This window comes from Nitrobacter sp. (assembly GCF_047149785.1).
GTDB lineage: Bacteria > Pseudomonadota > Alphaproteobacteria > Rhizobiales > Xanthobacteraceae > Nitrobacter.
This window is the reverse complement of record NZ_BAAGBE010000001.1, coordinates 838946-864138: the sequence shown is the minus strand read 5'-3', so window position 1 is coordinate 864138 and position 25193 is coordinate 838946. Positions and strand designations below refer to the sequence as shown.

26 protein-coding genes and 1 pseudogene are annotated in these 25193 nt (G+C 62.9%); 10 read left to right on the top strand and 17 right to left on the bottom strand.

Annotated elements, in window-relative coordinates; genetic code table 11:
- The first annotated feature begins 3 nt into the window (after positions 1-3).
- On the top strand, positions 4-1818 hold the full coding sequence (locus tag ACMDCM_RS03995; protein ID WP_412772361.1) for an ABC-F family ATP-binding cassette domain-containing protein: 1815 nt from the start codon (positions 4-6) through the stop codon (positions 1816-1818).
- Here ACMDCM_RS03995 and ACMDCM_RS03990 read toward each other — a convergent pair whose 3' ends face one another.
- From ACMDCM_RS03990 to ACMDCM_RS03950, 9 genes are all read right to left on the bottom strand, one after another.
- Complete coding sequence (locus ACMDCM_RS03990; RefSeq protein WP_412772360.1) at positions 1819-3051, bottom strand: BaiN/RdsA family NAD(P)/FAD-dependent oxidoreductase; 1233 nt, start codon at positions 3049-3051, stop codon at positions 1819-1821.
- 47 nt (positions 3052-3098) lie between these two features.
- Positions 3099-3593: a MaoC family dehydratase gene (locus tag ACMDCM_RS03985; RefSeq protein WP_412772359.1), complete on the bottom strand. Its 495-nt coding sequence runs from the start codon at positions 3591-3593 to the stop codon at positions 3099-3101.
- 3 nt (positions 3594-3596) lie between these two features.
- Complete coding sequence (locus tag ACMDCM_RS03980; RefSeq protein WP_412772358.1) at positions 3597-5330, bottom strand: AMP-binding protein; 1734 nt, start codon at positions 5328-5330, stop codon at positions 3597-3599.
- Positions 5330-6226, bottom strand: a complete 897-nt coding sequence (gene mmsB / locus ACMDCM_RS03975; protein ID WP_412772357.1) for a 3-hydroxyisobutyrate dehydrogenase — start codon at positions 6224-6226, stop codon at positions 5330-5332. Before mmsB ends, ACMDCM_RS03980 begins: the two co-directional genes overlap by 1 nt.
- A gap of 27 nt (positions 6227-6253) precedes the next feature.
- The gene (locus ACMDCM_RS03970) at positions 6254-7327 is read right to left on the bottom strand and encodes an enoyl-CoA hydratase/isomerase family protein (RefSeq protein ID WP_412772356.1); all 1074 of its coding nucleotides are present in this window, start codon (positions 7325-7327) and stop codon (positions 6254-6256) included.
- On the bottom strand, positions 7324-8469 hold the full coding sequence (locus tag ACMDCM_RS03965; RefSeq protein ID WP_412772355.1) for an isobutyryl-CoA dehydrogenase: 1146 nt from the start codon (positions 8467-8469) through the stop codon (positions 7324-7326). The genes ACMDCM_RS03970 and ACMDCM_RS03965 overlap by 4 nt, the downstream gene beginning before the upstream one ends.
- A gap of 13 nt (positions 8470-8482) precedes the next feature.
- Positions 8483-9976 carry a CoA-acylating methylmalonate-semialdehyde dehydrogenase gene (locus ACMDCM_RS03960; RefSeq protein WP_412772354.1) on the bottom strand — a complete coding sequence of 498 codons (1494 nt, stop codon included), beginning with the start codon at positions 9974-9976 and terminating at the stop codon, positions 8483-8485.
- 167 nt (positions 9977-10143) lie between these two features.
- Complete coding sequence (locus ACMDCM_RS03955) at positions 10144-11313, bottom strand: acetyl-CoA acetyltransferase (RefSeq protein WP_412772353.1); 1170 nt, start codon at positions 11311-11313, stop codon at positions 10144-10146.
- A 148-nt stretch (positions 11314-11461) separates the two neighbouring features.
- Positions 11462-12061, bottom strand: coding sequence for an SET domain-containing protein (locus tag ACMDCM_RS03950; RefSeq protein WP_412772352.1), 600 nt, complete (start codon positions 12059-12061; stop codon positions 11462-11464).
- A gap of 334 nt (positions 12062-12395) precedes the next feature.
- Here ACMDCM_RS03950 and ACMDCM_RS03945 point away from each other — a divergent pair, with 334 nt between their 5' ends.
- From ACMDCM_RS03945 to ACMDCM_RS03930, 4 genes are all read left to right on the top strand, one after another.
- Positions 12396-13328, top strand: a complete 933-nt coding sequence (locus tag ACMDCM_RS03945) for a class I SAM-dependent methyltransferase (protein WP_412772351.1) — start codon at positions 12396-12398, stop codon at positions 13326-13328.
- Between the two features lie 138 nt (positions 13329-13466).
- Positions 13467-13937, top strand: coding sequence for a hypothetical protein (locus ACMDCM_RS03940; protein ID WP_412772350.1), 471 nt, complete (start codon positions 13467-13469; stop codon positions 13935-13937).
- A 97-nt stretch (positions 13938-14034) separates the two neighbouring features.
- Entirely contained in the window at positions 14035-14727 is a 693-nt protein-coding gene (locus ACMDCM_RS03935) for a methyltransferase family protein (RefSeq protein WP_412772349.1), read from the top strand.
- Between the two features lie 31 nt (positions 14728-14758).
- Positions 14759-15118 (top strand): GFA family protein, encoded by a 360-nt coding sequence (locus ACMDCM_RS03930; protein ID WP_412772348.1) that lies wholly within the window; start codon positions 14759-14761, stop codon positions 15116-15118.
- A gap of 124 nt (positions 15119-15242) precedes the next feature.
- Here ACMDCM_RS03930 and ACMDCM_RS03925 read toward each other — a convergent pair.
- The 3 genes and pseudogenes from ACMDCM_RS03925 to ACMDCM_RS03915 all read right to left on the bottom strand — a co-directional run bounded on the left by ACMDCM_RS03925 (position 15243) and on the right by ACMDCM_RS03915 (position 17497).
- Positions 15243-15875 (bottom strand): annotated as a pseudogene (locus ACMDCM_RS03925) (lectin).
- A gap of 210 nt (positions 15876-16085) precedes the next feature.
- The gene (locus ACMDCM_RS03920) at positions 16086-17030 is read right to left on the bottom strand and encodes a Tim44 domain-containing protein (protein WP_412772347.1); all 945 of its coding nucleotides are present in this window, start codon (positions 17028-17030) and stop codon (positions 16086-16088) included.
- A gap of 122 nt (positions 17031-17152) precedes the next feature.
- A complete protein-coding gene (locus ACMDCM_RS03915) occupies positions 17153-17497 on the bottom strand; it encodes a DUF1491 family protein (RefSeq protein ID WP_412772346.1) in 345 nt (114 codons plus the stop codon).
- 110 nt (positions 17498-17607) lie between these two features.
- Here ACMDCM_RS03915 and purB point away from each other — a divergent pair, with 110 nt between their 5' ends.
- Complete coding sequence (gene purB / locus ACMDCM_RS03910; RefSeq protein WP_412772345.1) at positions 17608-18915, top strand: adenylosuccinate lyase; 1308 nt, start codon at positions 17608-17610, stop codon at positions 18913-18915.
- 79 nt (positions 18916-18994) lie between these two features.
- On the opposite strand, the gene ACMDCM_RS03905 is transcribed toward purB, so the two are convergent.
- On the bottom strand, positions 18995-19546 hold the full coding sequence (locus tag ACMDCM_RS03905; RefSeq protein WP_412772344.1) for a cytochrome b: 552 nt from the start codon (positions 19544-19546) through the stop codon (positions 18995-18997).
- Between the two features lie 231 nt (positions 19547-19777).
- Between ACMDCM_RS03905 and ACMDCM_RS03900 the strand changes: the two genes are divergently transcribed.
- The 3 genes from ACMDCM_RS03900 to ACMDCM_RS03890 all read left to right on the top strand — a co-directional run bounded on the left by ACMDCM_RS03900 (position 19778) and on the right by ACMDCM_RS03890 (position 21879).
- The gene (locus ACMDCM_RS03900; protein WP_412772343.1) at positions 19778-20386 is read left to right on the top strand and encodes a PilZ domain-containing protein; all 609 of its coding nucleotides are present in this window, start codon (positions 19778-19780) and stop codon (positions 20384-20386) included.
- A 319-nt stretch (positions 20387-20705) separates the two neighbouring features.
- Positions 20706-21326 carry a transglutaminase-like cysteine peptidase gene (locus ACMDCM_RS03895; RefSeq protein ID WP_412772342.1) on the top strand — a complete coding sequence of 207 codons (621 nt, stop codon included), beginning with the start codon at positions 20706-20708 and terminating at the stop codon, positions 21324-21326.
- Positions 21327-21639: 313 nt separating this feature from the next.
- Positions 21640-21879, top strand: coding sequence for a hypothetical protein (locus tag ACMDCM_RS03890; RefSeq protein WP_412772341.1), 240 nt, complete (start codon positions 21640-21642; stop codon positions 21877-21879).
- Between the two features lie 327 nt (positions 21880-22206).
- Here the strand turns inward: ACMDCM_RS03890 and ACMDCM_RS03885 are convergent, their stop codons facing one another.
- From ACMDCM_RS03885 to ACMDCM_RS03870, 4 genes are all read right to left on the bottom strand, one after another.
- Positions 22207-22638, bottom strand: a complete 432-nt coding sequence (locus tag ACMDCM_RS03885; protein ID WP_412774657.1) for an FKBP-type peptidyl-prolyl cis-trans isomerase — start codon at positions 22636-22638, stop codon at positions 22207-22209.
- Positions 22639-22807: 169 nt separating this feature from the next.
- Positions 22808-23191, bottom strand: a complete 384-nt coding sequence (locus ACMDCM_RS03880) for a hypothetical protein (protein WP_412772340.1) — start codon at positions 23189-23191, stop codon at positions 22808-22810.
- A 130-nt stretch (positions 23192-23321) separates the two neighbouring features.
- Complete coding sequence (locus ACMDCM_RS03875) at positions 23322-23852, bottom strand: gamma carbonic anhydrase family protein (RefSeq protein ID WP_412772339.1); 531 nt, start codon at positions 23850-23852, stop codon at positions 23322-23324.
- Positions 23853-23897: 45 nt separating this feature from the next.
- Complete coding sequence (locus tag ACMDCM_RS03870) at positions 23898-24227, bottom strand: DUF6949 family protein (RefSeq protein WP_412772338.1); 330 nt, start codon at positions 24225-24227, stop codon at positions 23898-23900.
- Between the two features lie 203 nt (positions 24228-24430).
- Here ACMDCM_RS03870 and ACMDCM_RS03865 point away from each other — a divergent pair, with 203 nt between their 5' ends.
- Positions 24431-25144 carry a hypothetical protein gene (locus tag ACMDCM_RS03865; RefSeq protein ID WP_412772337.1) on the top strand — a complete coding sequence of 238 codons (714 nt, stop codon included), beginning with the start codon at positions 24431-24433 and terminating at the stop codon, positions 25142-25144.
- Positions 25145-25193: the final 49 nt, after the last annotated feature.

Here is a 25193-nt window from a genome sequence, read left to right as displayed (position 1 = left end):
ACGATGGCGCCGCCGCTGATCCAGTTGAAGGATATCGCCCTGACGTTCGGCGGCACGCCGCTGCTGGGCGGCGTGGAACTCACGGTGTTCGAATCCGAGCGGCTCTGCCTGATCGGCCGGAACGGCTCCGGCAAATCGACGCTGCTGCGGATCGCCGCCGGCCTTTCCGAGCCCGACAGCGGCAGCCGCTTCGTGCAGCCGGGCGCCACCGTGCGCTATCTGCCGCAGGAACCGGATTTCGACGGATTCCAAACCACGCTCGCCTATGTCGAGGCCGGGCTCGGCCCCGGCGACGACCCCTATCAGGCACGTTATCTGGTCGAGCAGCTTGGCCTCACCGGCGAGGAAGACCCCGCTTATCTCTCGGGCGGCGAAAGCCGGCGCGCGGCGCTGGCGCGGGTGCTGGCGCCCTCGCCCGACATCCTGCTGCTGGACGAGCCGACCAACCATCTCGATCTCACGACCATCGAATGGCTGGAGGGAGAACTGGCGTCCCGCCGCTGCGCGCTGGTGCTCATCAGCCACGACCGGCGCTTCCTGTCCAACCTCTCGCGCAGCACAGCGTGGCTGGATCGCGGCCATATCCGGCAGATCGACCGCGGCTTCGCGAAATTCGAGGAATGGCGCGACGAGGTGCTGGCCGAGGAAGAGCGCGACCAGCACAAGCTCGACCGCAAGATCGTCGCCGAGGAACACTGGCTGCGTTACGGCGTCTCCGGACGGCGCAAGCGCAACGTCAAGCGGCTGGCGGGCCTGCACGAACTGCGCCGGCAGCGACGCGACTATCGCGGCACCGCCGGCAGCGCCAACCTCGCCGCGGCGGAGGCCGACAAGTCCGGCAAGCTCGTCATCGAGGCAAGAAATATCGGCAAGCGCTACGGTGACCGGAAGATCGTCGACAACTTCTCGATCCGCATCCAGCGCGGCGACCGCATCGGCATCGTCGGCCCCAACGGCGTAGGCAAGACCACGCTGATCAACATGCTCACTGGAGCCGATGCGCCCGACAGCGGCATGATCCGGCTCGGCGCCAACATCGAGATGGCGACGCTCGACCAGCACCGCGAAAGCCTCGACCCGAAATCGACGCTGGCGGAAGCGCTCACCGGCGGACGCGGCGACCACGTCATGGTGGGCGGCACGCCGAAGCACGTCGTCAGCTACATGAAGGATTTTCTGTTTGCGCAGGAGCAGATGCGCACGCCGCTCGAAGTGCTGTCCGGCGGCGAGCGCGGCCGGCTGATGCTGGCGCGGGCGCTCGCAAAGCCATCCAACCTGCTGGTGCTGGACGAGCCGACCAACGACCTCGACCTGGAAACGCTCGACGTGCTGGAAGACATGCTCGGCGACTACGAGGGCACCGTGATCCTGATCAGCCACGACCGCGACTTCCTCGATCGCGTCGTGACCTCGGTGATCGTTCCCGAAGGCGATGGCCGATGGATCGAATATGCCGGCGGCTACACCGACATGCTGGCGCAGCGCGGCGCCGACCTGAAACGCGAGGCGTCGAAATCCGCGCCGGTGCCCGAGGCAGAGCGCCCTGCGAAGGCGGCGCCTACGGCCACGCCCGGCAAGCGACGGCTCACCTTCAACGAAAAACACGCGCTGGAGACGCTGCCGAAATCCATCGCGAAACTTCAGGCCGAGATTGCAAAGCAACAGCAGCGCCTGGAAGACCCGAACCTCTACGCGACAGATCGCGCGGCCTTCGACACGATCTCGCTCGCGCTGACCAAAGCGCAGGAGGAGTTGCAGCAGGCCGAGGATCGCTGGCTGGAGCTGGAAATGCTGCGGGAGGAAATAGAGGGCGTTTGATCAGCGCCGCAGCCATTTCAGCGCGCCGCGCCCGGCCGCTGCACCTGTCGCAAAAGAGGCCTGCAACAGATACCCGCCGGTCGGCGCTTCCCAGTCCAGCATTTCGCCGGCGGCGAACACGCCCGGCAGCCGGCGGATCATGTAATCCTCATCGAGTTCGCTGAACGCAACGCCGCCGGCGGTAGAGATCGCGCGCGCAATCGGCGCTACTCCGGTCAGCACTACGGGAACGGCACGGATCAACGCCGCGAGCGCCGGCGGCGGCATCGATGCTGCGCTAACGCCGGCGGCTCTCGCTGCTTCCTGCAACAAGCCGATCGCAACGGGCGAAAGACCGGCGGCCTTGCGTAGCCAGTTCGAGGCGGATTGCTTTCCGCGCGATGCGCTCAAGCGGACCGCGAGTTCAGCCGTCGTAATATCAGGCCGAAGATCGATATTCAGCACGGCGCTTCCCGACGCGTTGATGTGCTCACGCAGCATCGCCGAAAGGGCGTAGATCGCGCCGCCCTCGATACCGCGACGGGTGATGAGGACCTCGCCGCGCATGGTGTGCGAGCCGAACGACAGCGCGACGTTCTTCAGCGGCTGACCTTCGAAACGATCGCGAAACACCTCGCTCCAAGCCACGCTGAACGCGCAATTGGCCGGTTGCAGCGGCGAGACAGCAACGCTCTTGCCTGCGAGATATTCGATCCACGCGCCGTCCGAGCCGAGCCGCGGCCAGCTCGCGCCGCCGAGCGCCATGATCGTCGCGTCAGCCGCAACCGCGCGCTTGCCTTCAGGCGTCTGAAATTCAAGGCGGCCATCGCTATCCCAACCGCTCCAGCGATGCCGCAGCGCCAACGCCACGCCGAGCAAATCGAGCCGCTTGAGCCACGCGCGCAGGAGCGGCGATGCCTTCAGCGCTTTCGGAAACACCCGCCCGCTCGATCCCACGAATGTCGGCTGTCCGAAATCGTCAGCCCACTTTCGCAAGGCCTCCGGCGTGAACGCATCAATGGCGGATTGCAAATGCGACTCCGCCGCGCCATAGCGCGCGAGAAATTGCGGCAGCGGCTCGCTGTGCGTCAGATTGAGCCCGCCGCGTCCCGCCATCAGGAATTTGCGGCCCGCGGACGGCGTCGCGTCAAACACGGTCACGCGCACGCCGCCTTTCGCGAGAACCTCCGCAGCCATCAGTCCGGCGGGACCGGCACCGATAATCGCGGCTTGGACATGGAGAACCTCAGGCATGCGATGGGTATGCCTGACTCAACCGCGCACCGCCATAACCCATCACGTCACGAGCGTGAGCCGTCAGAAAAGTGCAGAACGGCGAGCCAGTCGGCGACCAGTGCCGACCGCTTCCCGCCCTCGATCTCGACGCTGACCGCGGTGCGCGACAGCAGCTCGCCAGGTTTGCGAAGCGTCGCCTCGGTCAGCGTGAAGCGGCCGCGGACACGGGAGCCGGACTTGACCGGCGAAATAAAACGGAGGCGGTCGAAGCCGTAATTGACCCCCATGGTGACGCCCTCGACCCGGGGCATCACCTCGTATGACATGACGCTGAGCAGCGACAAGGTCAGGAATCCATGCGCGATGGTGCCGCCGAACTCCGTTTCGCGTCCCGCCCGCTCGGGATCGACATGGATGAACTGATGGTCGTCGACCACGTCGGCATAGGCATCGATCCGCTTCTGGTCGATCAGGTGCCACGAGGAAACGCCGATCTCCTGCCCGACCATTTGCCGATAGGCATCGAGCGAAACCGGCGTGGTTTTCCAGACGTCATTCACAATTCAGATCTCCGCAGCTTTCGATTTCAGCGCCTGAAGCTCTGGAAAGTCCTCTTCACAAAATTCCACGCCGCGCAACGCGTCGCCGCGATCGTCGTCATGCTCAAGGCGGCGAAGCTGGACGCGGCGAATCTTTCCCGAAATCGTCTTCGGCAATTCGGTAACGAACTCAAGCTTGCGGATGCGCCTGAACGGCGCCATCCGCTCGACCATGTGCCTGAAGATCGACAGCGCGGTTTCGCGCGATCGCTCCGCGCCGCCAACCAATAGAATGTATGCTTTCGGGATCGCCAGCCTGATCGGATCGGGACTCGGCACCACGGCGGCTTCCGCCACGGCATCGTGTTCGAGCAGGACGCTCTCCAGTTCGAACGGACTGATGCGATAGTCGGACGACTTGAACACATCATCCGACCGGCCGACGAAGGTGAGATAGCCATCGTCATCGACGAACACCACGTCACCGGTGCGGTAAAGATCGCCATCGGCGCCGCTCAGGTGTCCCCCCTCGCCCTGATAGCCCTGCATCAGCCCGGCGGGCCGATCTCCGCCCAGCGCCAGCGTCACCTCGCCTTCGGTGGCCGGATTGCCGTCCGCGTCGATCACCTTCACTTTATAGCCTGGCAGCGGCCGCCCCATTGAGCCGACCTTGACCTTCTGTCCCGGCGAGTTGCCGGCGAGCGCGGCGGTCTCGGTCTGGCCGTAGCCGTCGCGTATCGTCAAGCCCCACGCTGACTTCACCTGATCGATCACTTCCGGATTGAGCGGTTCGCCCGCGCCGCAGACTTCGCGCAGCGCGGCCTTGAAGTCCGAAAGCTTTTCCTGAATGAACAATCGCCACACCGTCGGCGGCGCGCACAACGTCGTCACGCCGCAGCGCCCGATGGTCGCCAGCAGGCTTTTGGCGTCGAAGCGCGGCTGGTTGCAGATGAAGATGGTTGCGCCTGCATTCCACGGCGCAAAGAAGCAACTCCATGCGTGCTTAGCCCATCCCGGCGAGGAAATGTTCAAATGAACGTCGCCGGGCTTCAAGCCGATCCAGTACATGGTGGACAGATGCCCGACGGGATAGGTGCGCTGACTGTGCCGCACCAGCTTCGGCTTCGCCGTGGTGCCCGATGTGAAATACAGCAGCATCGGGTCGTCGGCGTTCGTCGGGCGATCCGGCTTGTAGCTTTCCGAAAAATCGCTCGTCGTCTCATAAGGTAGCCAGCCTGTGTGCGACGCCGATGAGGCGACGACGATGCGTATCAGGCCCTCGCCACCGAGGCTTGCGAATTTCGTTACCTGATCCTGCGTCGCGACGACAGCTTTGACGCGGCCGCGATCGAGGCGGTCGCGCAATTCATCGGGCGTGAGCAATGTCGTCGCCGGGATAATCACGACGCCGAGCTTGATGCAGGCCAGCATGGTCTCCCACAGCGGAACGACATTGCCGAGCAGCAACAGCAGGTGATCGCCGCGCTTCAGGCCCTGCGCTCGCAGGAAATTCGCAACCTGGTTGGAGCGCCGCGACATTGCCTCGAACGTCACTTTGGTCTCGGCCCCGTCGGCGGCATCGACGATCCACAGCGCCGCCCGCGTCTTGCTCGCCGGATCGGTCGCGAGACCAGCGTCGAACCAGTCCACCGCCCAGTTGAACGGCACCGGGTCCGGCCATTTGAAGCCGTTGATGGCGGCATCGTAGTCGGTGCGATGCCGCAGCAGGAATTCGCGCGCCTCGGCAAACGTGGTCATCAGCCGCCCCTGTTGTCCGCAAGGGCGCGAATGTGGCGGATGATGCCGGAGAAGTCGACGCCGCCGTTTCCGGCTGCTTCGAAGGTCTTGTAGATTTCCTGCGCGTGCTGTCCGAGCGGCGTCACCGCGCCAGTGGATTTCGCGGCTTCCTGCGCAAGCGTCAGGTCCTTGAGCATCAGCGCCGACGCGAAGCCGGGCTTGTAATCGCTATTGGCCGGCGACGACGGAACCGGACCCGGCACCGGACAATAGCTCGTCAGCGACCAGCACTGGCCCGACGAGGTCGAAGCGACATCGAACAATGCCTGGTGTGACAGGCCGAGCTTTTCCGCCAGCGCAAAGGCTTCGCCGACCGCGATCATCGAGATGCCCAGGATCATGTTGTTGCAGATCTTGGCCGCCTGCCCTGCGCCGGCATCGCCGCAATGAACGATCTTCTTGCCCATGGCTTCGAGAAACGGCTTTGCCGCCGCGAATGCCTTGTCCTCGCCGCCGGCCATGAAGGTCAGCGTCGCGCCCGTGGCGCCGCCGACGCCGCCCGAGACCGGCGCGTCGATCGACAGCAGCGACGCCTTCCCCGCCAACGCGTGGGCCTGCCGCGCGCTTTCGACGTCGATGGTCGAACAGTCGATCATCAGCGTGTCCTTTGCAGCCGACGGAATAACATCGGTCCACACCGACACCACATGCTTGCCAGCCGGCAGCATGGTGATGACAACGTCCGCATCCTTCACCGCCGCCGTCGCGCTGTCGGCGACCCCTACGTCATTGGCCTTCGCCGCATCCGCCAGCGCCGGGACCAAATCGAAGCCGATCACATCGTGGCCGGCCTTGGCCAGATTTGCGGCCATGGGCCCGCCCATGTTGCCAAGACCGATGAACGCAATGGCCGCCATGCTCACCCTCCGATCGAGGCTTCTTCCCTAGTCGAATACGAGTTCATCCGCGCCGATGTTGGCAAAATACGGCGCGATCATCTCCGGCGTAATTTCCTCAATGCGCGGAGGCGACCATTTCGGCTCGCGATCCTTGTCGATGACGGCGGCTCGAATGCCTTCGCGAAAGTCGTCGCTCGCGAACACCGCAAGCGCCGCACGATATTCACGCGCGAGACATTCCTCCAGCGTGGCCGACGCGCGCGCCAGCCGCAACAGCTTGAGCGTCACCACGAGCCCGCGCGGCGATTTCTCGTTCAGCGTCTTGAGCGTCGAACGTGCGAGTTCGGAAGCGTCACGATGCAGGGCCGCGATGATATCATCCATTCGACCATGGGCGAGCCACGCATCGATCCGCGGCCGGATCGCCGCAACGGCGCTTGTCGCTTCGCCCGTCGCAAAGCCCGCGATCGCGGCTCTCACGCGGGCCGACTCCGCGCCGGCGCCGAGATCGACCAGCGCCTCGCGCAGCGCAGCAAGTTTTCGCGACGGCACGACGGCATCGGCAAAACCGGCGTAGATGGCGTCCGCCCCGTTCATGGGCTGGCCGGTCAACCCGAAATACGTTCCGGTTTCGCCCGGCGCGTGTGACAACAGCCAGGTGCCGCCGACATCCGGAAAGAAGCCGAGACCGACCTCCGGCATGGAAAGCCGCGTTCTCTCGGTGACGACACGGTGCGCGCCATGCGCCGACAATCCGACGCCGCCGCCCATCACGATGCCGTCCATGAAAGCGACATAGGGCTTGGCGAGTTTCGCGATCCGCGCGTTGAGGAGATATTCCTCGCGCCACAAAATCTTGCCGAGGTTGCTTCCCTGGTTTGCACTGTCCCAGAGGGCGCGGATATCGCCGCCCGCGCACAGGCCGCGTTCGCCCGCTCCTTCGAGCAGAATCAAACCAACGGCGGGATCCACCACGAATTCGTCCAGCGCCCTGTCGATCCCGCGGATCATATCGAGCGTGACGGCATTGATCGCCTTCGGCCGGTTGAGGCGAATGATACCCGCGCCTCCCTCACGCCGTGCAATCAGATCCGGCTCCATACCGGCCGGAGCAGTCATCGCGTACCCTCGATCAGCTTGCGCGAAATAATCAGCCGCATGATTTCATTGGTTCCTTCAAGTATCTGATGCACGCGCAGATCGCGCACGATCTTCTCGATTCCGTATTCGCTGAGATAGCCGTAGCCGCCGTGCAGTTGCAGCGCCTGGTTGGCCACATCGAAGCCGACATCGGTGGCGAAGCGCTTTGCCATCGCGCACAGCGCAGACGCGTCCGGGTCCTTGCGGTCCAACGCGGCGGCCGCGCGCCACAGAAACGTCCGCGCCGCTTCCAGCTCGGTGGCCATGTCGGCGATCTTGAATCGCAACGCCTGAAATTCGTCGAGCCGCTTGCCGAACGCCTTGCGCTCTTTCATGTAGGCAAGCGCCTTGTCGAGCGCCGATTGCGCGCCGCCGAGCGAACAGGCGGCGATGTTGAGCCGACCGCCGTCGAGGCCAGCCATCGCAATCCTGAAACCGATGCCCTCGTCGCCGAGCCGATTGGCAACGGGCACCCGCGCGTTGTCGAAGATCACGGCGCGGGTCGGCTGCGCGTTCCATCCCATCTTGCGCTCATTGGCGCCGAACGAAAGGCCCGGCGTATCACGCTCGACCACGAGCGTCGAAATGCCGCCTGGCCCGTCGTCGTCGGTACGAACCATGGTGACATAGATGCCGCTTTCGCCCGCGCCGGAGATGAACTGCTTCTGCCCGTTGAGCACGTAGTGATCGCCGTTACGCACGGCGCGCGTTCGCAACGCCGCCGCGTCCGAGCCGGCACCGGGCTCGGTGAGGCAGTAGCTCGCCACCAGGTCCATGGTACAGAGTTTCGGCAGCCATTTGCGCCGCTGCTCATCCGAGCCATAGGCATCGATCATCCACGCGGCCATGTTGTGGATCGAAATGAACGACGAGACCGTTGGGCAGCCCTGCGCCAACGCCTCGAAGATCAGCGCCGCATCGAAACGGCTCAGCGCCGAGCCGCCGACATCGTCGCGGATGGTGATGCCGCCGATGCCCAGCGTCGCCGCTTCGCGCATCACATCGATCGGAAAGTGCTTCTCCTCGTCCCACTTCAGCGCGAACGGCGCGATCTTGTCGGCCGCAAAAGCACGCGCCATGTCGCGAACGGCGACCTGATCCTCGGTGAGCGCGAACTGCATGCGTGGCTGCCGATCACTTGCTGTGGAACGCGAACTGCGTCCCTTCCTTGACGCCGGAGGGCCAGCGCGAGGTCACGGTCTTGGTCTTGGTGTAGAACCGCACCGAGTCGGAGCCGTACTGATTGAGGTCGCCAAAGCCTGAACGTTTCCAGCCGCCGAAACTGTAGTAGGCGACCGGCACCGGAATCGGCACGTTGATGCCGACCATGCCGACCTGGACGCGGGAGGCGAATTCGCGCGCGGCGTCGCCGTCGCGGGTGAAGATCGCGACGCCGTTGCCGTATTCATGCTCGGAGGGTAATGCCACCGCCTCGTCGAAATCCTTCGCCCGCACCACCGACAGCACCGGGCCGAAAATCTCTTCCTTGTAGATCCGCATCTCCCTGGTGACATTGTCGAACAGACAGCCGCCCATGTAGAAGCCGTTCTCGTAGCCTTGCATCCTGAAGCCACGGCCGTCGACTGCGAGCGTCGCGCCTTCCTTGATGCCGATCTCGACGTAATCCTTGACGCGCTCGAGCGCTGCCCGGGTGACGAGCGGCCCGAAGTCGGCGGACGCATCGGTGGACGGACCGATCTTCAGGTTCTCGACACGCGGAATAAGCTTTTCCATCAAGCGGTCGGCGGTAGCCTTGCCGACAGGCACCGCGACCGACACCGCCATGCACCGCTCCCCGGCCGCGCCGTAGCCCGCGCCAACCAGCGCATCCACCGACTGATCCATGTCGGCGTCCGGCATGATGATCATGTGGTTCTTTGCGCCGCCGAAACACTGGCTGCGTTTGCCAGCCGCCGCCGCCCGTGAATAGATGTAGTGCGCGATCGACGAGGAGCCGACAAAGCCGACCGCCGAAATATCAGGGTCGTCGAGAATGGCGTCGACTGCCTCCTTGTCGCCGTTGACGACATTGAGAATGCCCTGCGGCAGACCGGCTTCCAGCATCAGTTCAGCAAGCCGCATCGGCACGCCCGGGTCGCGCTCCGAAGGCTTGAGGATGAAAGCGTTGCCGCAGGCGATCGCCGGCGCGAACTTCCACATCGGGATCATCGCCGGGAAATTGAACGGCGTGATGCCGGCGACGACGCCGAGCGGCTGACGCATCGAATAGCTGTCGATGCCGGGACCGGCATTCTCGGTGAAGCCGCCTTTCATCAGTTCGGGAATGCCGATGGCGTATTCGACAACCTCGACGCCGCGGAAGATGTCGCCCTTGGCATCGGGAATGGTCTTGCCGTGTTCGCGCGCGAGCAACTCGGCCATCGCGTCGTTGTCGCGCGCCACCAGTTCGAGAAACTTCATCAACACACGGACACGGCGTTGCGGATTGGTTGCAGCCCAGGCCGGCTGCGCCGCCCTGGCATTCTCCACCGCCTCGCGTACTTCCGCTTTCGACGCCAGCGCAACGGTGGCCTGCACGTCGCCGGTCATCGGTTGGTAAACGTCGGCGAACCGCCCGGACTTGCCGCTGACAGTCTTGCCGCCGATAAAGTGTCCGATGGTGCGCATGTTTCCTCCCGGCGGGTCCGCAAGGGTCCGTCCGTGTATCCTGACCTGTATTTTCAGGTCTTGAAAGAGTTTCCCCGCGCAGCCCTTTTGCAAAAAGGCGCACGCTGGAACTGACGGCCTCCTCTTCTGCTACGCCTCCGACGAAAGGCTCTTTATCATTTGGCCAGTTACCTGGCCGGCTCAAGAATCGAGACATAGTTGGCGACAGCCGTGCCGCCCATGTTGAAAATGCCGGCGAGTTTCGCGTCGCTGACCTGCATGCCCTCCGGTGCTTGGCCTACGAGCTGCATCGCGCTCATCACGTGCATCGAAACTCCGGTGGCGCCGATCGGGTGGCCCTTGGCCTTGAGGCCGCCGGACGGATTGATCGGCAGCTTGCCGTCCTTAACCGTCCAGCCGTCCTTGATGGCGCGCGCGCCCTGCCCCTTCGGCGCCAGGCCCATGGCTTCGTATTCGATCAGTTCGGCGATGGTGAAGCAATCATGGGTCTCGACGAAAGAGAGATCGGACAGCGTCACGCCGGCCGTCGCGAGCGCCCGCTGCCAGGCTACAGTGCAGCCCTCGAAATCGAGGATGTTGCGTTTCGACATCGGCAGGAAATCCTGCGCGTGGCCGGTCGCGCGGATGTTGACCGCCTTGCGCGCGGTTTTCGCCGTCTCCGCATCCATCAGCACCAGCGCGGCCGCGCCGTCCGATACCGGCGAACAATCCGTGCGCTTCAGCGGCCCGGCAACGAACGGATTCTTCTCGCTCTCGGAACGGCAGAAGTCGTAGCCGAAATCCTTGCGGATCTGCGCGAAAGGATTGGCGACGCCATTCCTGTGGTTCTTCGCCGCGATCATCGCCAGCGCATCGGACTGGTCGCCGTATTTCTGGAAGTAGGCCTGCGCGATCTTGCCGAACACGCCGGCGAAGCCGCCGGGGGTATCGCCGTCCTCAGGCAGATAAGAGGCGCGCAACAGATTGCGGCCGATCTCGGGACCGGGCGTGCGCGTCATCTGCTCGACGCCGACAACCAGCACGATCCTGGCCGCGCCCGAGGCGATGGCGCGGATACCTTGATGCACAGCCGCCGATCCGGTGGCGCAGGCGTTCTCCACCCGTGTCGCGGGCGTGAAGCGAAGTTCCGGATCGGCTTGCAAGACAAGCGAAGCTGTAAAATCCTGCGGCGAGAAGCCGGCATTGAAATGCCCAAGCACGATCTCGTCGACGTCGCCAGCGGATACGCCGGCGTCGGCCAGCGCGTCGGTTGCGACCTGCACCACGAGGCTTTCGACGGTTTCGCTATCGAGTTTGCCAAACGGCGTATGGGCCCATCCGACAATGCTGGCGGTCATGGTCGTGCTCCGATGCGGCCTGTTACGGCGCCAATTACACGCCCACAATATAGTCTCTCGATAACACGGAGATCAGGGGAACCGCGGAATTTTCATTGCGCCACGAACCGGCTGCGATCCGCCTTACGGGCGACCTCTGACCACCGGATCAACGCGATGCCCTGGAACGTTTCTTCGCGGCAAGGGCCTTGGTGGCCGATCCGGTCTTCGCTTTTCTTGAAACAGCATGCGCTGCCTTATGGCCGTTGAGCTTGCGGCCGCGCGCGATCCCGACGCGCTTTTCGGCCCTCGCCTTGACGCGCTTCTTTTCCTCCCGCGCCGCCGCCCGCAACTTTCTGCGCTTCTTTTCGCAGGCGTCGCACTTGCAGCCGATCGGCTTCAAATACTCCTTGAAGTAGTCGGTGCCGTAGTCATAGTTGATCTCTTCGCCGGGGGCGATGTCCTTGATGGCGCGGATATCGACGCGCCGCTTGATCTTGCGGACGTCGGACTCCGCATTCGGCTTGCAGGAATGGTTGATATAGCGCGCGATGTTCGTGCGCACCGAACCGTCGATGGTCCAGCGGCTGGTGATCTGGAAAAGGTACTTGTTCTCGACCGCGTCATCCTTCTCCTTGGTGCAATCGAGCAGCGGCCCACGATACCGGATGATCTTCGTGCCTTTCTTGATGGGTTTGGTGGCGAAGAGACCGAGCCCGGTGCGGGAGCGGCCGATACGATAAGGCTTGTTCGGAGATATCTCAGGCATGTCGGCTGAACTGGATGCTCGATGATGATGGCGGGATTTGCGGATATGCTGTTTTGCATGATTCCGCAGGCATTGTCAGGGCTTTCGTCCCCTCCAAAAGGACCTTCCAACAAGTTACAAGGAATCGGCCGGCCATCTGTCGCACCGCAGCACGTGGATCGAACTCTTTGGCGTGGCCTGCGGCAAGCTCTCGTTGCACGTCTGTCCTGGAGCACAATCCACCATCGCACGATGGCGGGTTTATCTTCGCGTTGGTTTCTGCGATAAAAAGCGCGCGCTGAAGCGCAAACGGCAACTCCCGCGCAACTCACGCAAGGACGAAGCATTGTTAAAAGTGGAATTCTCACGGATTAATCAGTCGAAAGCGGATTTCGATGACATCTACATCCAGGACGATCCCAGATCGTATTTCTCGATTCTCGGCGATCTCGACTACATGATCACGGATGTCGCCGAACCCGTCATCCGCCAGATTCTATCCGCCAAGGCTTCTGCCACCGCCACCGAACCCGTCGTGCTCGACGTCGGCTGCTCATATGGCATCAACGCCGCGGTGCATCGATTTCCATTGACATTCGCAAGTCTGCGGCACCGCTACGCCCGGCGCGAGATAAAGGCGGTCAGTTCCGAGGAACTGGTGCGGCTCGATCGTAATTTCTATGCAAGCTGGCCCGACCTCGGCCTCGCCCGGTTTGTCGGCCTCGATGTGTCGGCGCCGGCGGTGCGCTACGCGACGCGCGTCGGGCTTATCGATAAAGGCATCGTCGCCAATCTCGAAAACGAAGCGCTTTCGGCGGAGAACGCCCGCATTATCCGTCCCGTCGATGTCATCATGTCGACGGGCTGCATCGGCTACGTGACCGATAGGACGTTCGGCAAGCTTCTCGATGCGACGGAGACGAAGCCATGGATCATTTCCTTCGTGTTGCGAATGTTCCCTTTCGACGCGCTTGCAAGGACGTTCGCGCAGCGCGGCCTGGTGACGGAGCGGCTGAGCGGCGTGACCTTCGTGCAGCGCCGCTTTCGCGACGCCGAGGAATTCGAGAACAGCCTGGCAAACCTCGCGACGGCCGACGTCGATCCGACCGGTCTTGAATCCGAAGGCCTGCTCCATGCCGATTTGATCCTCTCGCGGCCGGAAGCCGATGTGCGCGCCGCTCCGCTGGAAGACATCGTGACCGTCGCCAGCGGAAGAGGCCGCCCGATCGCACCGCGTTATGTGCACGTCAAAAGCGACGACGGCCCGCGGGTGACGCTGGAGCCGTGAATCGCGCGGTCTCCGCGCGATCATTCCGATATGCTTCACCATGCCTCGCAAAGGGGCGGAAAATGATTTGGCGGGATCCGAACACGATGCTGTCTGCACGCCAATCTGCTTGATTGTTTCCATCCGGAGATCGTTGAAATGACGAGCCTGCGCCCCTGCCTTGCCGCCAGCCTGTGTCTCGCCGCCGCTGTCGCCGTTGCCGCCTCTCCGGCACGCGCCGACCGGTGCGACGATCTCGCCGCCCAGCTCCAGGGCCAGATCGACGGCCTTCATGTCGGCAAGACCGCCGCCAATGCGATCTTCCTGTCGCATCCCGCAGCCAAGCAACTGCTCCTCGGTTGTCCGAACCGCAAGTTCACCAACGAACTGATCGCGGGGGTGGACAGCCGCAAGCCGAAGCCCGAATTTTACGATCTGGTGGCCCAGGCCTCCGCCATCATCTTCACCGTACCCAGGGCCGACACGCTGAGAGGCATCACCCGCTGCATCAAGCGCATGGGACTGTTGCGCGGCGACGACGTGCGGATGCGATATCGGCGGCTGAACATGCATTGCACCCGCACCAAGACCAGCGCCGCCATCGCGGTGTCCCGCGGGAGCGACGAGTGACGACGGGCCGGCTGCAATTCGCCGCCCGTTCGATCTTGCAGCCGGCAAACCTGCCGCCGTCGCAAGTTCGCCGCGAAGACACGGTAATGCGCACTCCATGGATGACAAGCGCGACCTGATCCGCCGGTTGACAATCCAGAACGCGATCTGGATCGCTGCCTTGGGCGTGCTGCTGTTCATACCGGCAGGCAGCCTGCGCTGGCCGGCCGCCTGGGTGTTCCTGGCAACGCTCGGCGGTCTCGGTTTCCTCGGCGGATTGTGGTTCGCGAAGGTCAACCCCGGACTGCTGGCCGAGCGCATGCGGCCGATGATACAGGAAGACCAGCCGAAAGCGGACAAGCTCTTCATCATGGTGTTCGGGCCGGTCACCATGATCTGGCTGATCGTCATAGGCCTCGATGAGCGTAATCAGTGGTTGCATATGAGCTTCTGGTTTCAGGCTCTGGGCTTCGCACTGTTCATGCTGTCGCTCGCCATTTCGTTCCGGGTGATGCGGGAGAACACATTCGCCGCACCGGTGGTGAAGATACAGACAGAACGCGGCCATCAGGTGGTCCGCACGGGTCCCTACGCGCTGGTCAGACATCCGATGTACAGCGGGGCGATCCTTTTCTTCGTCGGCGTTTCGCTTCTGCTCGGATCATGGTGGGGCGCCGCGATCGCCCCGGTCTTCATCGGGCTGTTCGCGATGCGCGCCCTGATCGAGGAAAAAACCCTGATCGCCGGCTTGCCCGACTATCGGAACTACGCCGCGGAGGTTCGCTACCGGCTGCTGCCCGGAATCTGGTAGTGTGCTCGCTCATTCTGGACCGGAGAGCCAAATGCCCGACGTGAAAACATACACCGGCGGCTGTCATTGCGGTCAGGTACGCTTCGAGTGCACGACGGATCTGGCCATGGTCACCGCGTGCAACTGCTCGATCTGCACCAAGAAAGGCTTGCACTTCACGTTTCTGCCCCCGGAAAGTTTTCAGCTCCGGGCCGGTGATGGCAATCTCAAGGAATACCTGTTCAACAAGCGCGTCATCCGGCATCAGCTCTGCGTCGACTGCGGCGTCGATGTGTTCGCGCGCGGCAAGAAGCCGGATGGGACGGAGGTGGTGGCGGTCAATGTGAGTTGCATCGACGGCGTCGAGTTGTCCAAGCTCACACTGACGCCGGTCGACGGACGCAGTTACTAAAGCATGATCCCGAAAAGTGGAAACCGGTTTTCGGAAAAGATCATGCTCAAACGATAAAGACAAGCGACGAGTCTGTTTCAGCGCAGTTGGAAACAGACGCCGTGCGTCTCAAAGGAAGCGAGCGTCATTTGACCGCAAAACAATAAAGCAGCCCGTCGCCGCCAGTGCTTCTGAGATCGTTCTGGCTGCAGCCGCCGTCCGGCCCGCGCGAAAGATGCGACGAATTCCATGATTTCGCTACAGGATCATCGCTCAAGCCCTGGCGATCGGAATGCCCGAGCATCGCCGAGCCTTGCGTGCTGCTCGTCCAATTCTTGCAGGTCCGATCGTCCGCGCCCGCAAACGCGGTGCCGTCCGGCTGCGACCCCGTCAGGATGTCGTGGCGATTCGGCTTGTCGCCACGGCCGTTGATCACGTCGCCCTTCTCACTCAACGCGGTCTGCTTGGTGAGGTTGTTGGCGCCGTGAAGCTCGGCAACATCCTTCGCGATCACGACGCCCTTGGCGTTCCGTCATGGTCCGTTGCCGATGCGATCGCGCGCGTTGATGGCCGGCTTGCCGTCCGCCGCCTGGGTCGACAGATAGGCGCGCCAGGTTTTCGCTCCCGCGCCCGCAGCCTGCGCCAGCGTCTGACAGTGATTGTCCGCACCCGCGAGGCCGCCGAGATTTCCGCCGTTGCCGATTCCGACGCTGGTCACGAAGAAGCTCATGTCGGCCGTCTGCGCACCGGCCGGCTGAGCCGCCACCGCGGTCAGCATTGCGGTGGCCAGGGCAAGACAAATTCGCGGAAGGATCCTGTCTGTTGCAATCATCGCGTCTCCGATCGATTTATGGCGTCCGGTTTCCACGCAACGCGCGCGCGCCGCGGATTTCATCCCGCGATAACGCGCAATCCGGCCCTCCGTTCAACGCAAAAAGGCGCCACGATGTTGTCGTGGCGCCTTTTGTTGAAAAGTCACAGCGACAGATCAGGTCTGCTGGATCGCCGACAGCTCCCATTTTCCGCCGCCATGGCGCGCGAACGTCCAGACGTCGGTCGCCTCCTGCGGCTGGTCGCTGCCTTCGACCACCCGGCCGCCGGCGCGCTCGATGGTCTTGTCGACCAGCGAATAGCGCAGCGCCACCGTGGCGTAATCGGTATTGCCCTCGCGCCAGGCTTCCGCGAGATCGCCCTGCAGGAGCTTGACGTTGGACACCTTGTTGACGACGCCGCGGGCTTCGTTGGCCCGAAGATCCTCGATGAAGTACGACACCATTTCCGGGGTCGCCATCGTATGCAGCCTGTTGACGTCTTCGTTCGACCACGCGGTCTGGATGTCTCCGAGCAGACGTTCGAAGGCCTCATAATCCGACGGAGTGATCTCCAGCGGAGCGGCGTTTGCCGTCGAACCGAAACCCAAACCGCTGCGTGGACTCGCCTGAGCCGCGGGGCCAGGGGCCGGCGTCGGCCCCGCATAGGCAGGCGCATTGCGCCGCTGCCACCACGACATCGCGAAGCGGACAAGGAGATAGATCAAGCCGATCTGAAGCAGCAGCCCGATGATGGACGACAGGCCTCCGAGACCGCCGAACAGCCCGCCGCCGAACAGCATGCCGAGCAAGCCCGCCCCAAGAAAACCTGCGGCAAGGCCCCCGAACATTCCCATGCCGGACCGATTGAAGCCTCCGGTTGCCGCAGTGCCTGCGCCCGGACGGCCGGGCTGCGTCATGGTCCGGTCGAACGGACGCGCCGCGTTCGGCGCGGTATTGGTGACGGGTGGCGCGGAGAAGGTCCGCGCGCCACGCGATCCGTAGCTCCTGCCGCCCCCGATGCGAGCGTCCGCCGAAGAAACGGCGAGCATCAACGGAAACGCCAACGACAGGACGATGGCGAAGGCCTTCATCAAGCCGAATGCCCGCTGGGTCGATTTCATGTAGTTGTTCCTTTATTCCCCGGCAGGGGGAAGCGATTGTAACATGGGTAGCCCGGAGCAAAAAGGAAGGCTTGTCGCCCGGCTGCGCTGCGGTCCCCGGTCGCGGAGTTCTGCCGCGTCTGTCATAAAGGCGCCAAATCCAGAAAGTGCCGCCCTGCCTTGTCTTCGATTTCCACGATCCAGGCGTCCGGATCGAACCCGACTTCCTTCGCGAGACGCTCGTCCACCGCCTGCTCGGCAACAGGCTCGCTCGACGAGGGGACGAAAACCCGTTCGATGGGCCGGCTGTCGTCATATACGGCCTGCGGCGCCGGGGCATACAGCATCGCGTTGCCGTCCAGAAGCGCGATCTTGACGAACACGGCGCCGGCCTCCTCCGCGCCGCGCCGGCGGACCGCACCGAAGATGCCTTCGGCCTGGCAGCGGCGAAGATAGGCGGAGACCCATATGCTCGATTTCAAACGCATGAGCTGACGATAGGCCGTTCGCGAAAGCGACGCCAGTTCCGCATCGTTTGTCTCCTCACGGCGGCTCTGCTAAAGCGGGGCATAATCCTCAAAAACATCAAGGATCGTCGATGATCCCTCGCTACACCCGTCCGGAAATGGCTTCGATCTGGGAGCCGCAAACCCGTTTCAAGATCTGGTTCGAGATCGAGGCTCATGCGGCGGACGCTCAGGCCGAACTCGGGGTGATTCCGAAGCAGGCGGCCGAAACCATCTGGGCCAAGGCGAAGAACGCGACCTTCGATGTGGAGCGCATCGACGAGATCGAACGCGAGACCAGGCACGACGTCATCGCCTTCCTCACTCACCTGGCCGAAATCGTCGGTCCCGAGGCGCGCTTCGTGCATCAGGGCATGACGTCATCGGACGTGCTCGACACCTGCCTCAATGTCCAGCTCACCCGCGCCGCCGACATCCTGCTGGCCGACATCGACAAGCTGCTCGCCGCGCTCAGGACGCGCGCGTTCGAGCACAAGATGACGCCGGCAATCGGCCGCTCGCACGGCATCCATGCCGAGCCGGTGACCTTCGGTCTCAAACTCGCTTACGCCTATGCTGAATTCTCCCGCGCCAAGGAACGCCTGCTCGCCGCCCGCAAGGAGGTCGCGACCTGCGCGATCTCCGGCGCGGTCGGCACCTTCGCGCAGATCGATCCGCGCGTGGAAGAACACGTCGCCAGGGCGATGGGTCTCATGCCGGAGCCGGTCTCGACGCAGGTCATTCCGCGCGACCGCCACGCGATGTTCTTCGCCACGCTCGGCGTCATCGCGTCGTCGATGGAGCGGCTCGCGATCGAGATCCGCCACCTGCAGCGCACCGAGGTGCTGGAAGCCGAGGAGTTTTTCTCCGAAGGCCAGAAAGGCTCATCCGCGATGCCGCACAAGCGCAACCCGGTGCTGACCGAGAACATCACCGGGCTCGCCCGCATGGTGCGCGCTTACGTGACGCCGGCACTGGAGAACGTGGCGCTCTGGCACGAGCGCGACATTTCGCACTCCTCAGCCGAGCGCATGATCGGTCCCGACGCCACAGTGACGCTCGACTTCGCGCTCAACCGCCTCGCCGGCGTGATCGACAAGCTGCTGGTCTATCCCGCTAATATGCAAAAGAATCTCGACCGTCTCGGCGGGCTGGTGCATTCGCAGCGCGTACTTATCGCGCTGACGCAAAAGGGCGCGAGCCGCGAGGACGCCTACAGGCTGGTTCAGCGCAACGCCATGCCGGTGTGGCGCGGCGAAGGCGATTTCCAGACGCTTCTGAAGAACGACGCCGACGTGACGAAATATCTGTCGAATGCCGAGATCGCAGAGCAGTTCGACCTGGGATATCACTTCAAGCACGTCGACACGATCTTCAGGCGCGTGTTCGGCAGCGCTTGAGCGAGGCGTCTCGTCTAACTCGCGTCTCACCGCCTTGCGTCGTCCATGCGAACGCAGGGACGACATCATTCCAGTGATGTCACTCGGCACCGCCGCCGATCATCCGCGCCACCACGCGGTCGCGCTTGATGAAACGATGGTACAGCGCGGCGAGGAAATGCAACACGACCAGTCCGATCAGCACGTAGGCCATCCAGATGTGCCAGTGCTCGAAGAAACGGGCGTTGTCGCGGTTCTCTGATGTGAACTGCGGCACGCGAAACAACCCGAACCAGTCGGCATAATCCGGCTTGTGGGCGCCGGAATGAGCCCAGCCGAGCAGCGCGACGACGATCGTGATGGCATAGAGCGTCCAATGACTGACGTGCGCCAGCGCCCGCTCCCACCACCGCGAGCCATCCGGCGCAGCCGGCACCGGATTAAGGCCGCGCCAGATCAGTCGCAGGACCATCAGCAGCAGGATGACGTAGCCGATGTCGGCATGGATCGAGCGATGGAAAAGCTTGGCCTCTTTCGGCAGGAAGTGGTTGAACCATAATCCATAGGCCAGCATGGCGATAATCGCGATGCCGAGGATTCCGTGAAAGGCGCGGGACAGAGCGCCCCAGGCAGTGGTTGAATTCCGAAGCATGGCCGGCTCTTGCCCTCAGGACGGGTTAATTTCCCACCAGAGGCCACGGCCGGGAGGTTTCAACAAGTCCCGCCGACGCCACCGGGGCGATTGGAATCGATCTGAAGTGTTACCCCGACGCAAGCTGCGCGTCGATCCCGGGAGAACGGCCGGATCGCTAACGCCGCGTTAACCCTGACAACCGTAGGGTTTACCAATACCGAATTATTGCCGGTCGACCGGTGGACGATTATGGCTTTGGCGCAGAAAATCTCAAACCTTCCGGTCGAACGCCGGCGATTTCAGCGGGTCGGGGTTCACCTGCTGGGCCGCTACATGCTGCCGGACCGGCGCGAATTTCCTTGCCAGATCATCAATATGTCCCCCGGCGGGCTCGCCATGCTGGCGCCCGGTATCGGCAACGTCGGCGACCGGGTCGTCGCCTATCTCGACCATGTCGGCCGGGTCGAAGGCAAGATCACACGGATTATCGACAGCGGATTCGCCATGAACGTCAGCGCGACGCCCCGTAAGCGCGACAAGCTGGCGGCGCAACTCACCTGGCTCGCCAATCGCCATATTCTCAACCTTCCCGAAGATCGTCGCCACGACCGCATCGCGCCACGCAATCCGATCGCGATCCTCACGCTTGAGGACGGCACCAGGATGACATGCCGGATCATCGATCTTTCCATGTCAGGCGCAGCCGTCTCGGCCGAAAGACGGCCGCCGCTGCAGTCCCAGGTCGCGCTCGGCAAAGTGCTCGCACGCGTGGTTCGGAACCTCGAAGAAGGCTTCGCGCTCGAGTTCGTTCACGAGCAGCATCCCGAGACTCTCGAAGATAACGTCACCGCCCGGTAAACGGCGCATTCCCGAAATCCCGGTTCCGGCTCGGATGTCGGAGATCCCTGGCCGCGGCAGCCCGCCGTCACGCGTCGATTTTTCCGGTTAACGCGGAGCGCATTCCGGCGCGGCAATCCCGATTCCACCGCGCTCCAATTGCTAATATGTAAGATTTTAATCAAGTCCGATCGTTTCAAATTTTAATCGAATTCGATTCAAGTACAGATTCAATTAGCCGCGAATTCGTCCTGTATTCGTCTCAAACCCACTTGCGTTGCTTAGCGGCGATGCAAATCCTTTGTGCCAAATGTGGTCCCAACAAGAAACGGGGGCCACAATGGTCAACAGGGGACAGGGAGTGGGACTGGCGATCGCTGCCGCCGTCCTGTGGGGGCTGATGACGCCGGCGAGCGCCGGAGAAGCACAACCGCTTTATGCAAGTCTCGGCGACATCACGCGGGCGCCGATCGGCTGGGTCGACTTCTGCAACAGCAATCCGAAGGAATGCAGCGGTGGCGCAACCGAGCCGCGCGACATCGTGATGACACCTGACGCCTGGCGCGATCTTTTGAAGGTCAATCGCTGGGTCAACGAAACCATCAAGCCGATGACGGACATGGATCACTGGGGCGTCGTCGAAAAGTGGTCGCTGCCGACCGACGGTTACGGCGATTGCGAGGACTACGTTCTGTTGAAGCGCAAGATGCTGATCGACGCGGGCTGGCCGCGCGAGGCGCTGCTGATCACGGTTGTTCGCGACAAGCAGGGCGACGGCCATGCCGTCCTGACCGTCAAAACCAACAAGGGCGAGTTCATCCTCGACAACCAGAACGAAGACGTCCTGGCCTGGACCAAGACCGGCTACCACTTCATGAAGCGGCAATCGCAAAGCGATCCCAATGTCTGGGTCGCGCTCGACGACAACCATCCGGCGGTCGCGACGGCCAGTTCCCGATAAACAAGGAAGCACGAGACACGCGACCGGTCATACCCCTCCCCGTCCCAGACCGGTTCGCGCGCGGCCAGCCTTCCCCCAAGAGGCTGGCCGCACCCTTTTTTGCGGCGACTTGTTTCTGCAGCGACTTGCGGTTGATGGAAACACACCGATCCGTCATGGTCGGGCATAGCGATCAACTGCCGGTCCCACCTTAGGCAGGCCAGCAATATTCGTGCGTGAGGGCCGCGGTCTGTGGCAAAGAATTAGAATAAAACGTGACAGATTATGGTAGTCAGCAACCCGGACGCCCGATCCCGCGCAGGATGGATATCAGATGAGCGATGACGACAAGACGGACGATACGGAAGACAACACGATCGTCGAGAAAGGCCCTTCCATCGGCGAATACCGCCGGGAGTCAATTCCGGAATACATCGTCGATTCGAACGGCGTCCGGTTTGACTTTAATCGCATTGCGCTCGAGGGCGATGGCGGGCTCGAACCGTCGCAGCTAGACCAGAACGAATGCCTTATCGCGCCGGGTCTGATCTATCGCAGATCCAAAACAGTCTAACCTCGAACTGAAATTTGCGATCATCCAAGTCCCCCAGAGGCCGATCCAGTTTCGTTGAAACAGCCTCCAGCCTTAACCCTCTTGATTGAGCATGACCTTATCCGAACCGTTCCCGTCACGGATCAAGTCCCCGGGGGCAGGTTTTTTCGGGATCATGCTCCAACCACTCCGCTATTCAGCAGGCCCGTCATCAAAAGAGCAGCGTTTGATACAATGCGGTTGAACCGGACTCCAAAAACCTTTCCGCGTCTGATGGAATCAGAAGCGGCGCTCGTGATTTGATCATGACGTGTTTTCTTTACAGAGCGGCTTGCCGCCGGCGGCGGCTCAGCCTCTCAGGCCGAGCAGTTCGACATCAAAGATCAGCGTTGCATTGGGCGGAATGACGCCGCCGGCGCCGCGAGCACCGTAGCCCAGTTCCGGCGGAATGACGAGCGTGCGCTTGCCGCCGACCTTCATGGTCGCGATGCCTTCGTCCCAGCCAGCAATGACACGACGCGTTCCGATCGGAAATTCAAACGGCTCGTCGCGATCCACCGAACTGTCGAACTTGTCGCCCTTCTGCCCGTCCTTATAGATCCAGCCGGTGTAATGCATGATGCAGACCTGCCCGGACTTCGGGGATGGACCCTCCCCAACCTTGGTGTCCGTAATCTGCAAACCCGATGCTGTTGTCATGATTTTCTCCGCGGTCTGGGCCGCTGCTGTGGCCGGAGCGTCGATCAGAACAATGGCGTCCAACGCAATCGCAAACGCCAGGACGCCCGCATCGCCACATACGCCAGCCCGTGATCTACACAGATATCTAGCCCAAGGGCCGCGCGACTGCCACGGCTTTTTGCGAAGCTTTCACCGGACGGCGCGACCTGCGTCCGCCGCCCCTCAAAATACCGAGACGTTCCAAATCGCTGAGCCGAGACGTCCGCGATCAGCGGCAGATCTCGACCCGGCGCCAGCGCCAGCCATAGCGGGTATGGACCCGACGACGGGTCAGATAGCAGCCCTCGTCGTAGTAGCTGCTATAGCCATAGGGATAGCCGTAGCCGTAATAACCGTCGTAATAATCGTAAGGGTACCCCCAGCCGTAGGCATAGGGCGCCGCCAAACCGAGCCCAAGGCCCCAGCCGAAGCCGCGGCCATAGAAACCATGGTGATGAAAACCGCCGCCATGGAAACCACCGTGGAAGCCGCCGCCGTGGAAGCCGCCGTGAAATCCACCAAATCCGTGGCCGCCGCGCGCCGAGGCAACGGTTGGAGAAACCAGCCCCACTGCGGCGGCCGCCAGCAATGCGATCATCGTTTTGCGCAACATCATCAAACTCCGTCCAACCCGTCCCACGAATGACATACACCGGCTATGCCGGATTGTTTCCGCCACCACCCTTCATTCGGTCGAATTTCGGCTCAATTCTCCGCGATCCGCACGAGATTTCGCCGGCATCTCAGCCGATCTGCTTCAGACCTGTTTTGAACCGCAACCCGTTCGCGGCGTAGAATTTCGCGTTGTTTTCCGTTAGCCCGATCTGGGCAGGCTCCAGGGCGCGGATCGCGCGGGCTGGGACGCCGACGATCAGGGAATATTCCGGAAATTGCTTGCCTTCGGTAACGAGCGCGCCGGCGCCGACGATGCAGCCACGGCCTACCCGCGCGCCGTTCATGACGACCGAGCCCATCCCGATCAGCGCGCCATCCTCAATGGCGCAGCCGTGCAGAACGACATTATGGCCGATCGTACAATTGGCTCCGATCGTCAACGGAAAGCCCTCGTCGGTATGGCAGGTGCAGCCGTCCTGGACGTTGGATCCTTCGCCGACGTCGATCCATTCGTTGTCGCCGCGCAACACCGCTCCGAACCAGATGCTCGCGTTCTCGCGCAGGCGAACCCTGCCGATCACCGCAGCGGTATCGGCGATGAAATAGCGTCCGCTTTCCGGAAGATCGGGCGCCTGCCCGTCGAGTTCGTAAATCGCCATGACGGCCTCCTGCGGATGCGGAAGACGATCATGCCACGGCGCAACTCAGGCGAGCAACCCGACCGCCTCCAGCGTCATGACCACGCAGGTGCCCGACATCAGGCTCCAGAACCCGGCGATCACGGTCGCCATCATGACGAATTCAAAGCGACGGCGCTCGATGCGTCGTCCACGAAGCGTGTTGCGCATGATGATGAAGGGCGCGGCGAACACCAGGAACGGGACCGCGGCCAAAGCCTTTGCCACGACGCCCTGCTGCAGCAGTCCGAAGCCGGCCGGACGCTCGACGAACATCTGATAGCCGCTGGCAAGCGCGCCCGCGATGGCGAACCCGATGCACAGCGCGAAGAAGGAATTCAATGTATCCGGCGACATCGAAGGACATCCGTCACACGACCACGACGTCCCTTGCTTCGCAGAATACCGCTCCGCCCACCACCTTATCCTTAAGGAAAGGTTAACGCCGCATGCGCCCGACCGTGCGGAGCGGCGCGGTGCGGCCAGATCCGCCGCATGAAAACTCCACAATGCGTGTCATAGTCGCGGCTGATTCGTCCCCGGGAAATACCGCCTGTCGCATGACCCTGCTGCCGTCCGTCCCGCGCCGGTCGCGCGGATCAGTTAGGCCGCAGCGCGGTCATCTCGCCCCGCTTCTCGCGTCCGCGCTGATCACGGCGCTCGCAATAAGCCTGGTCGCCTGGTTGCTGTGGCCGACCTGGGCGCCTAAAGCGTTTGAAAACGACGAGCCGCTGCCGGTCAGCATCGGCGAGACATTGTTCAATGTCCCCCCGCGTGCCTTCCGGATGAGGGTCCAGAGACATTCGGGACCGCAGGAACGCATCGATCTGAATTTCGTCTATCCATTGTTGACGGCGCCCGGCGCACCCAAGCGCGTCACCGCCGAGACCATCGACGAGACGCCGCAGCCGATCGACCGCATCTTCCTGTCGATCGCGGCACATCACGATTCGCTGGCGCCGGATATCCTCGTCCACACCGTCTATCCACGCTATCTCGATGAGACCCGGACGCATGCCAACGAGGGGCTCCTGATGCAGGCGTTCCGTGACGGCACGCCTTATGCCGGCGAGGACCTGTTCGTCGCGGAGGCACCCCCGCTGGCGGCGCGCTGCACCCGCGACGCGGCGACGCCGGGCATGTGCCTGAGCGAACGCCGTGTCGGCGGCGCCGATCTCACGTTCCGCTTTCCGCGGCAATGGCTGACAAAGTGGCGCGACGTGGCCGGCGCGATGGAGCGGCTCGTTGAGCAACTGCACGGACCGCAGAACTAGAGCCATTTCCGACTTTGACGGAATCAAAGCCGGGCTCCAGCTTTTTGTT

Bases quoted from the DNA above. Each gene is read 5' to 3' on its own strand.
- ACMDCM_RS03995 (WP_412772361.1), top strand. From the start codon at position 4: ATGGCGCCGCCGCTGATCCAGTTGAAGGATATCGCCCTGACGTTCGGC.
- ACMDCM_RS03990 (WP_412772360.1), bottom strand. From the start codon at position 3,051: ATGCCTGAGGTTCTCCATGTCCAAGCCGCGATTATCGGTGCCGGTCCC.
- ACMDCM_RS03980 (WP_412772358.1), bottom strand. From the start codon at position 5,330: ATGACCACGTTTGCCGAGGCGCGCGAATTCCTGCTGCGGCATCGCACC.
- mmsB (WP_412772357.1), bottom strand. From the start codon at position 6,226: ATGGCGGCCATTGCGTTCATCGGTCTTGGCAACATGGGCGGGCCCATG.
- ACMDCM_RS03970 (WP_412772356.1), bottom strand. From the start codon at position 7,327: ATGACTGCTCCGGCCGGTATGGAGCCGGATCTGATTGCACGGCGTGAG.
- ACMDCM_RS03965 (WP_412772355.1), bottom strand. From the start codon at position 8,469: ATGCAGTTCGCGCTCACCGAGGATCAGGTCGCCGTTCGCGACATGGCG.
- ACMDCM_RS03960 (WP_412772354.1), bottom strand. From the start codon at position 9,976: ATGCGCACCATCGGACACTTTATCGGCGGCAAGACTGTCAGCGGCAAG.
- ACMDCM_RS03955 (WP_412772353.1), bottom strand. From the start codon at position 11,313: ATGACCGCCAGCATTGTCGGATGGGCCCATACGCCGTTTGGCAAACTC.
- ACMDCM_RS03950 (WP_412772352.1), bottom strand. From the start codon at position 12,061: ATGCCTGAGATATCTCCGAACAAGCCTTATCGTATCGGCCGCTCCCGC.
- ACMDCM_RS03940 (WP_412772350.1), top strand. From the start codon at position 13,467: ATGACGAGCCTGCGCCCCTGCCTTGCCGCCAGCCTGTGTCTCGCCGCC.
- ACMDCM_RS03935 (WP_412772349.1), top strand. From the start codon at position 14,035: ATGGATGACAAGCGCGACCTGATCCGCCGGTTGACAATCCAGAACGCG.
- ACMDCM_RS03930 (WP_412772348.1), top strand. From the start codon at position 14,759: ATGCCCGACGTGAAAACATACACCGGCGGCTGTCATTGCGGTCAGGTA.
- ACMDCM_RS03920 (WP_412772347.1), bottom strand. From the start codon at position 17,030: ATGAAATCGACCCAGCGGGCATTCGGCTTGATGAAGGCCTTCGCCATC.
- ACMDCM_RS03915 (WP_412772346.1), bottom strand. From the start codon at position 17,497: ATGCGTTTGAAATCGAGCATATGGGTCTCCGCCTATCTTCGCCGCTGC.
- purB (WP_412772345.1), top strand. From the start codon at position 17,608: ATGATCCCTCGCTACACCCGTCCGGAAATGGCTTCGATCTGGGAGCCG.
- ACMDCM_RS03905 (WP_412772344.1), bottom strand. From the start codon at position 19,546: ATGCTTCGGAATTCAACCACTGCCTGGGGCGCTCTGTCCCGCGCCTTT.
- ACMDCM_RS03900 (WP_412772343.1), top strand. From the start codon at position 19,778: ATGGCTTTGGCGCAGAAAATCTCAAACCTTCCGGTCGAACGCCGGCGA.
- ACMDCM_RS03895 (WP_412772342.1), top strand. From the start codon at position 20,706: ATGGTCAACAGGGGACAGGGAGTGGGACTGGCGATCGCTGCCGCCGTC.
- ACMDCM_RS03890 (WP_412772341.1), top strand. From the start codon at position 21,640: ATGAGCGATGACGACAAGACGGACGATACGGAAGACAACACGATCGTC.
- ACMDCM_RS03880 (WP_412772340.1), bottom strand. From the start codon at position 23,191: ATGTTGCGCAAAACGATGATCGCATTGCTGGCGGCCGCCGCAGTGGGG.
- ACMDCM_RS03875 (WP_412772339.1), bottom strand. From the start codon at position 23,852: ATGGCGATTTACGAACTCGACGGGCAGGCGCCCGATCTTCCGGAAAGC.
- ACMDCM_RS03870 (WP_412772338.1), bottom strand. From the start codon at position 24,227: ATGTCGCCGGATACATTGAATTCCTTCTTCGCGCTGTGCATCGGGTTC.
- ACMDCM_RS03865 (WP_412772337.1), top strand. From the start codon at position 24,431: ATGACCCTGCTGCCGTCCGTCCCGCGCCGGTCGCGCGGATCAGTTAGG.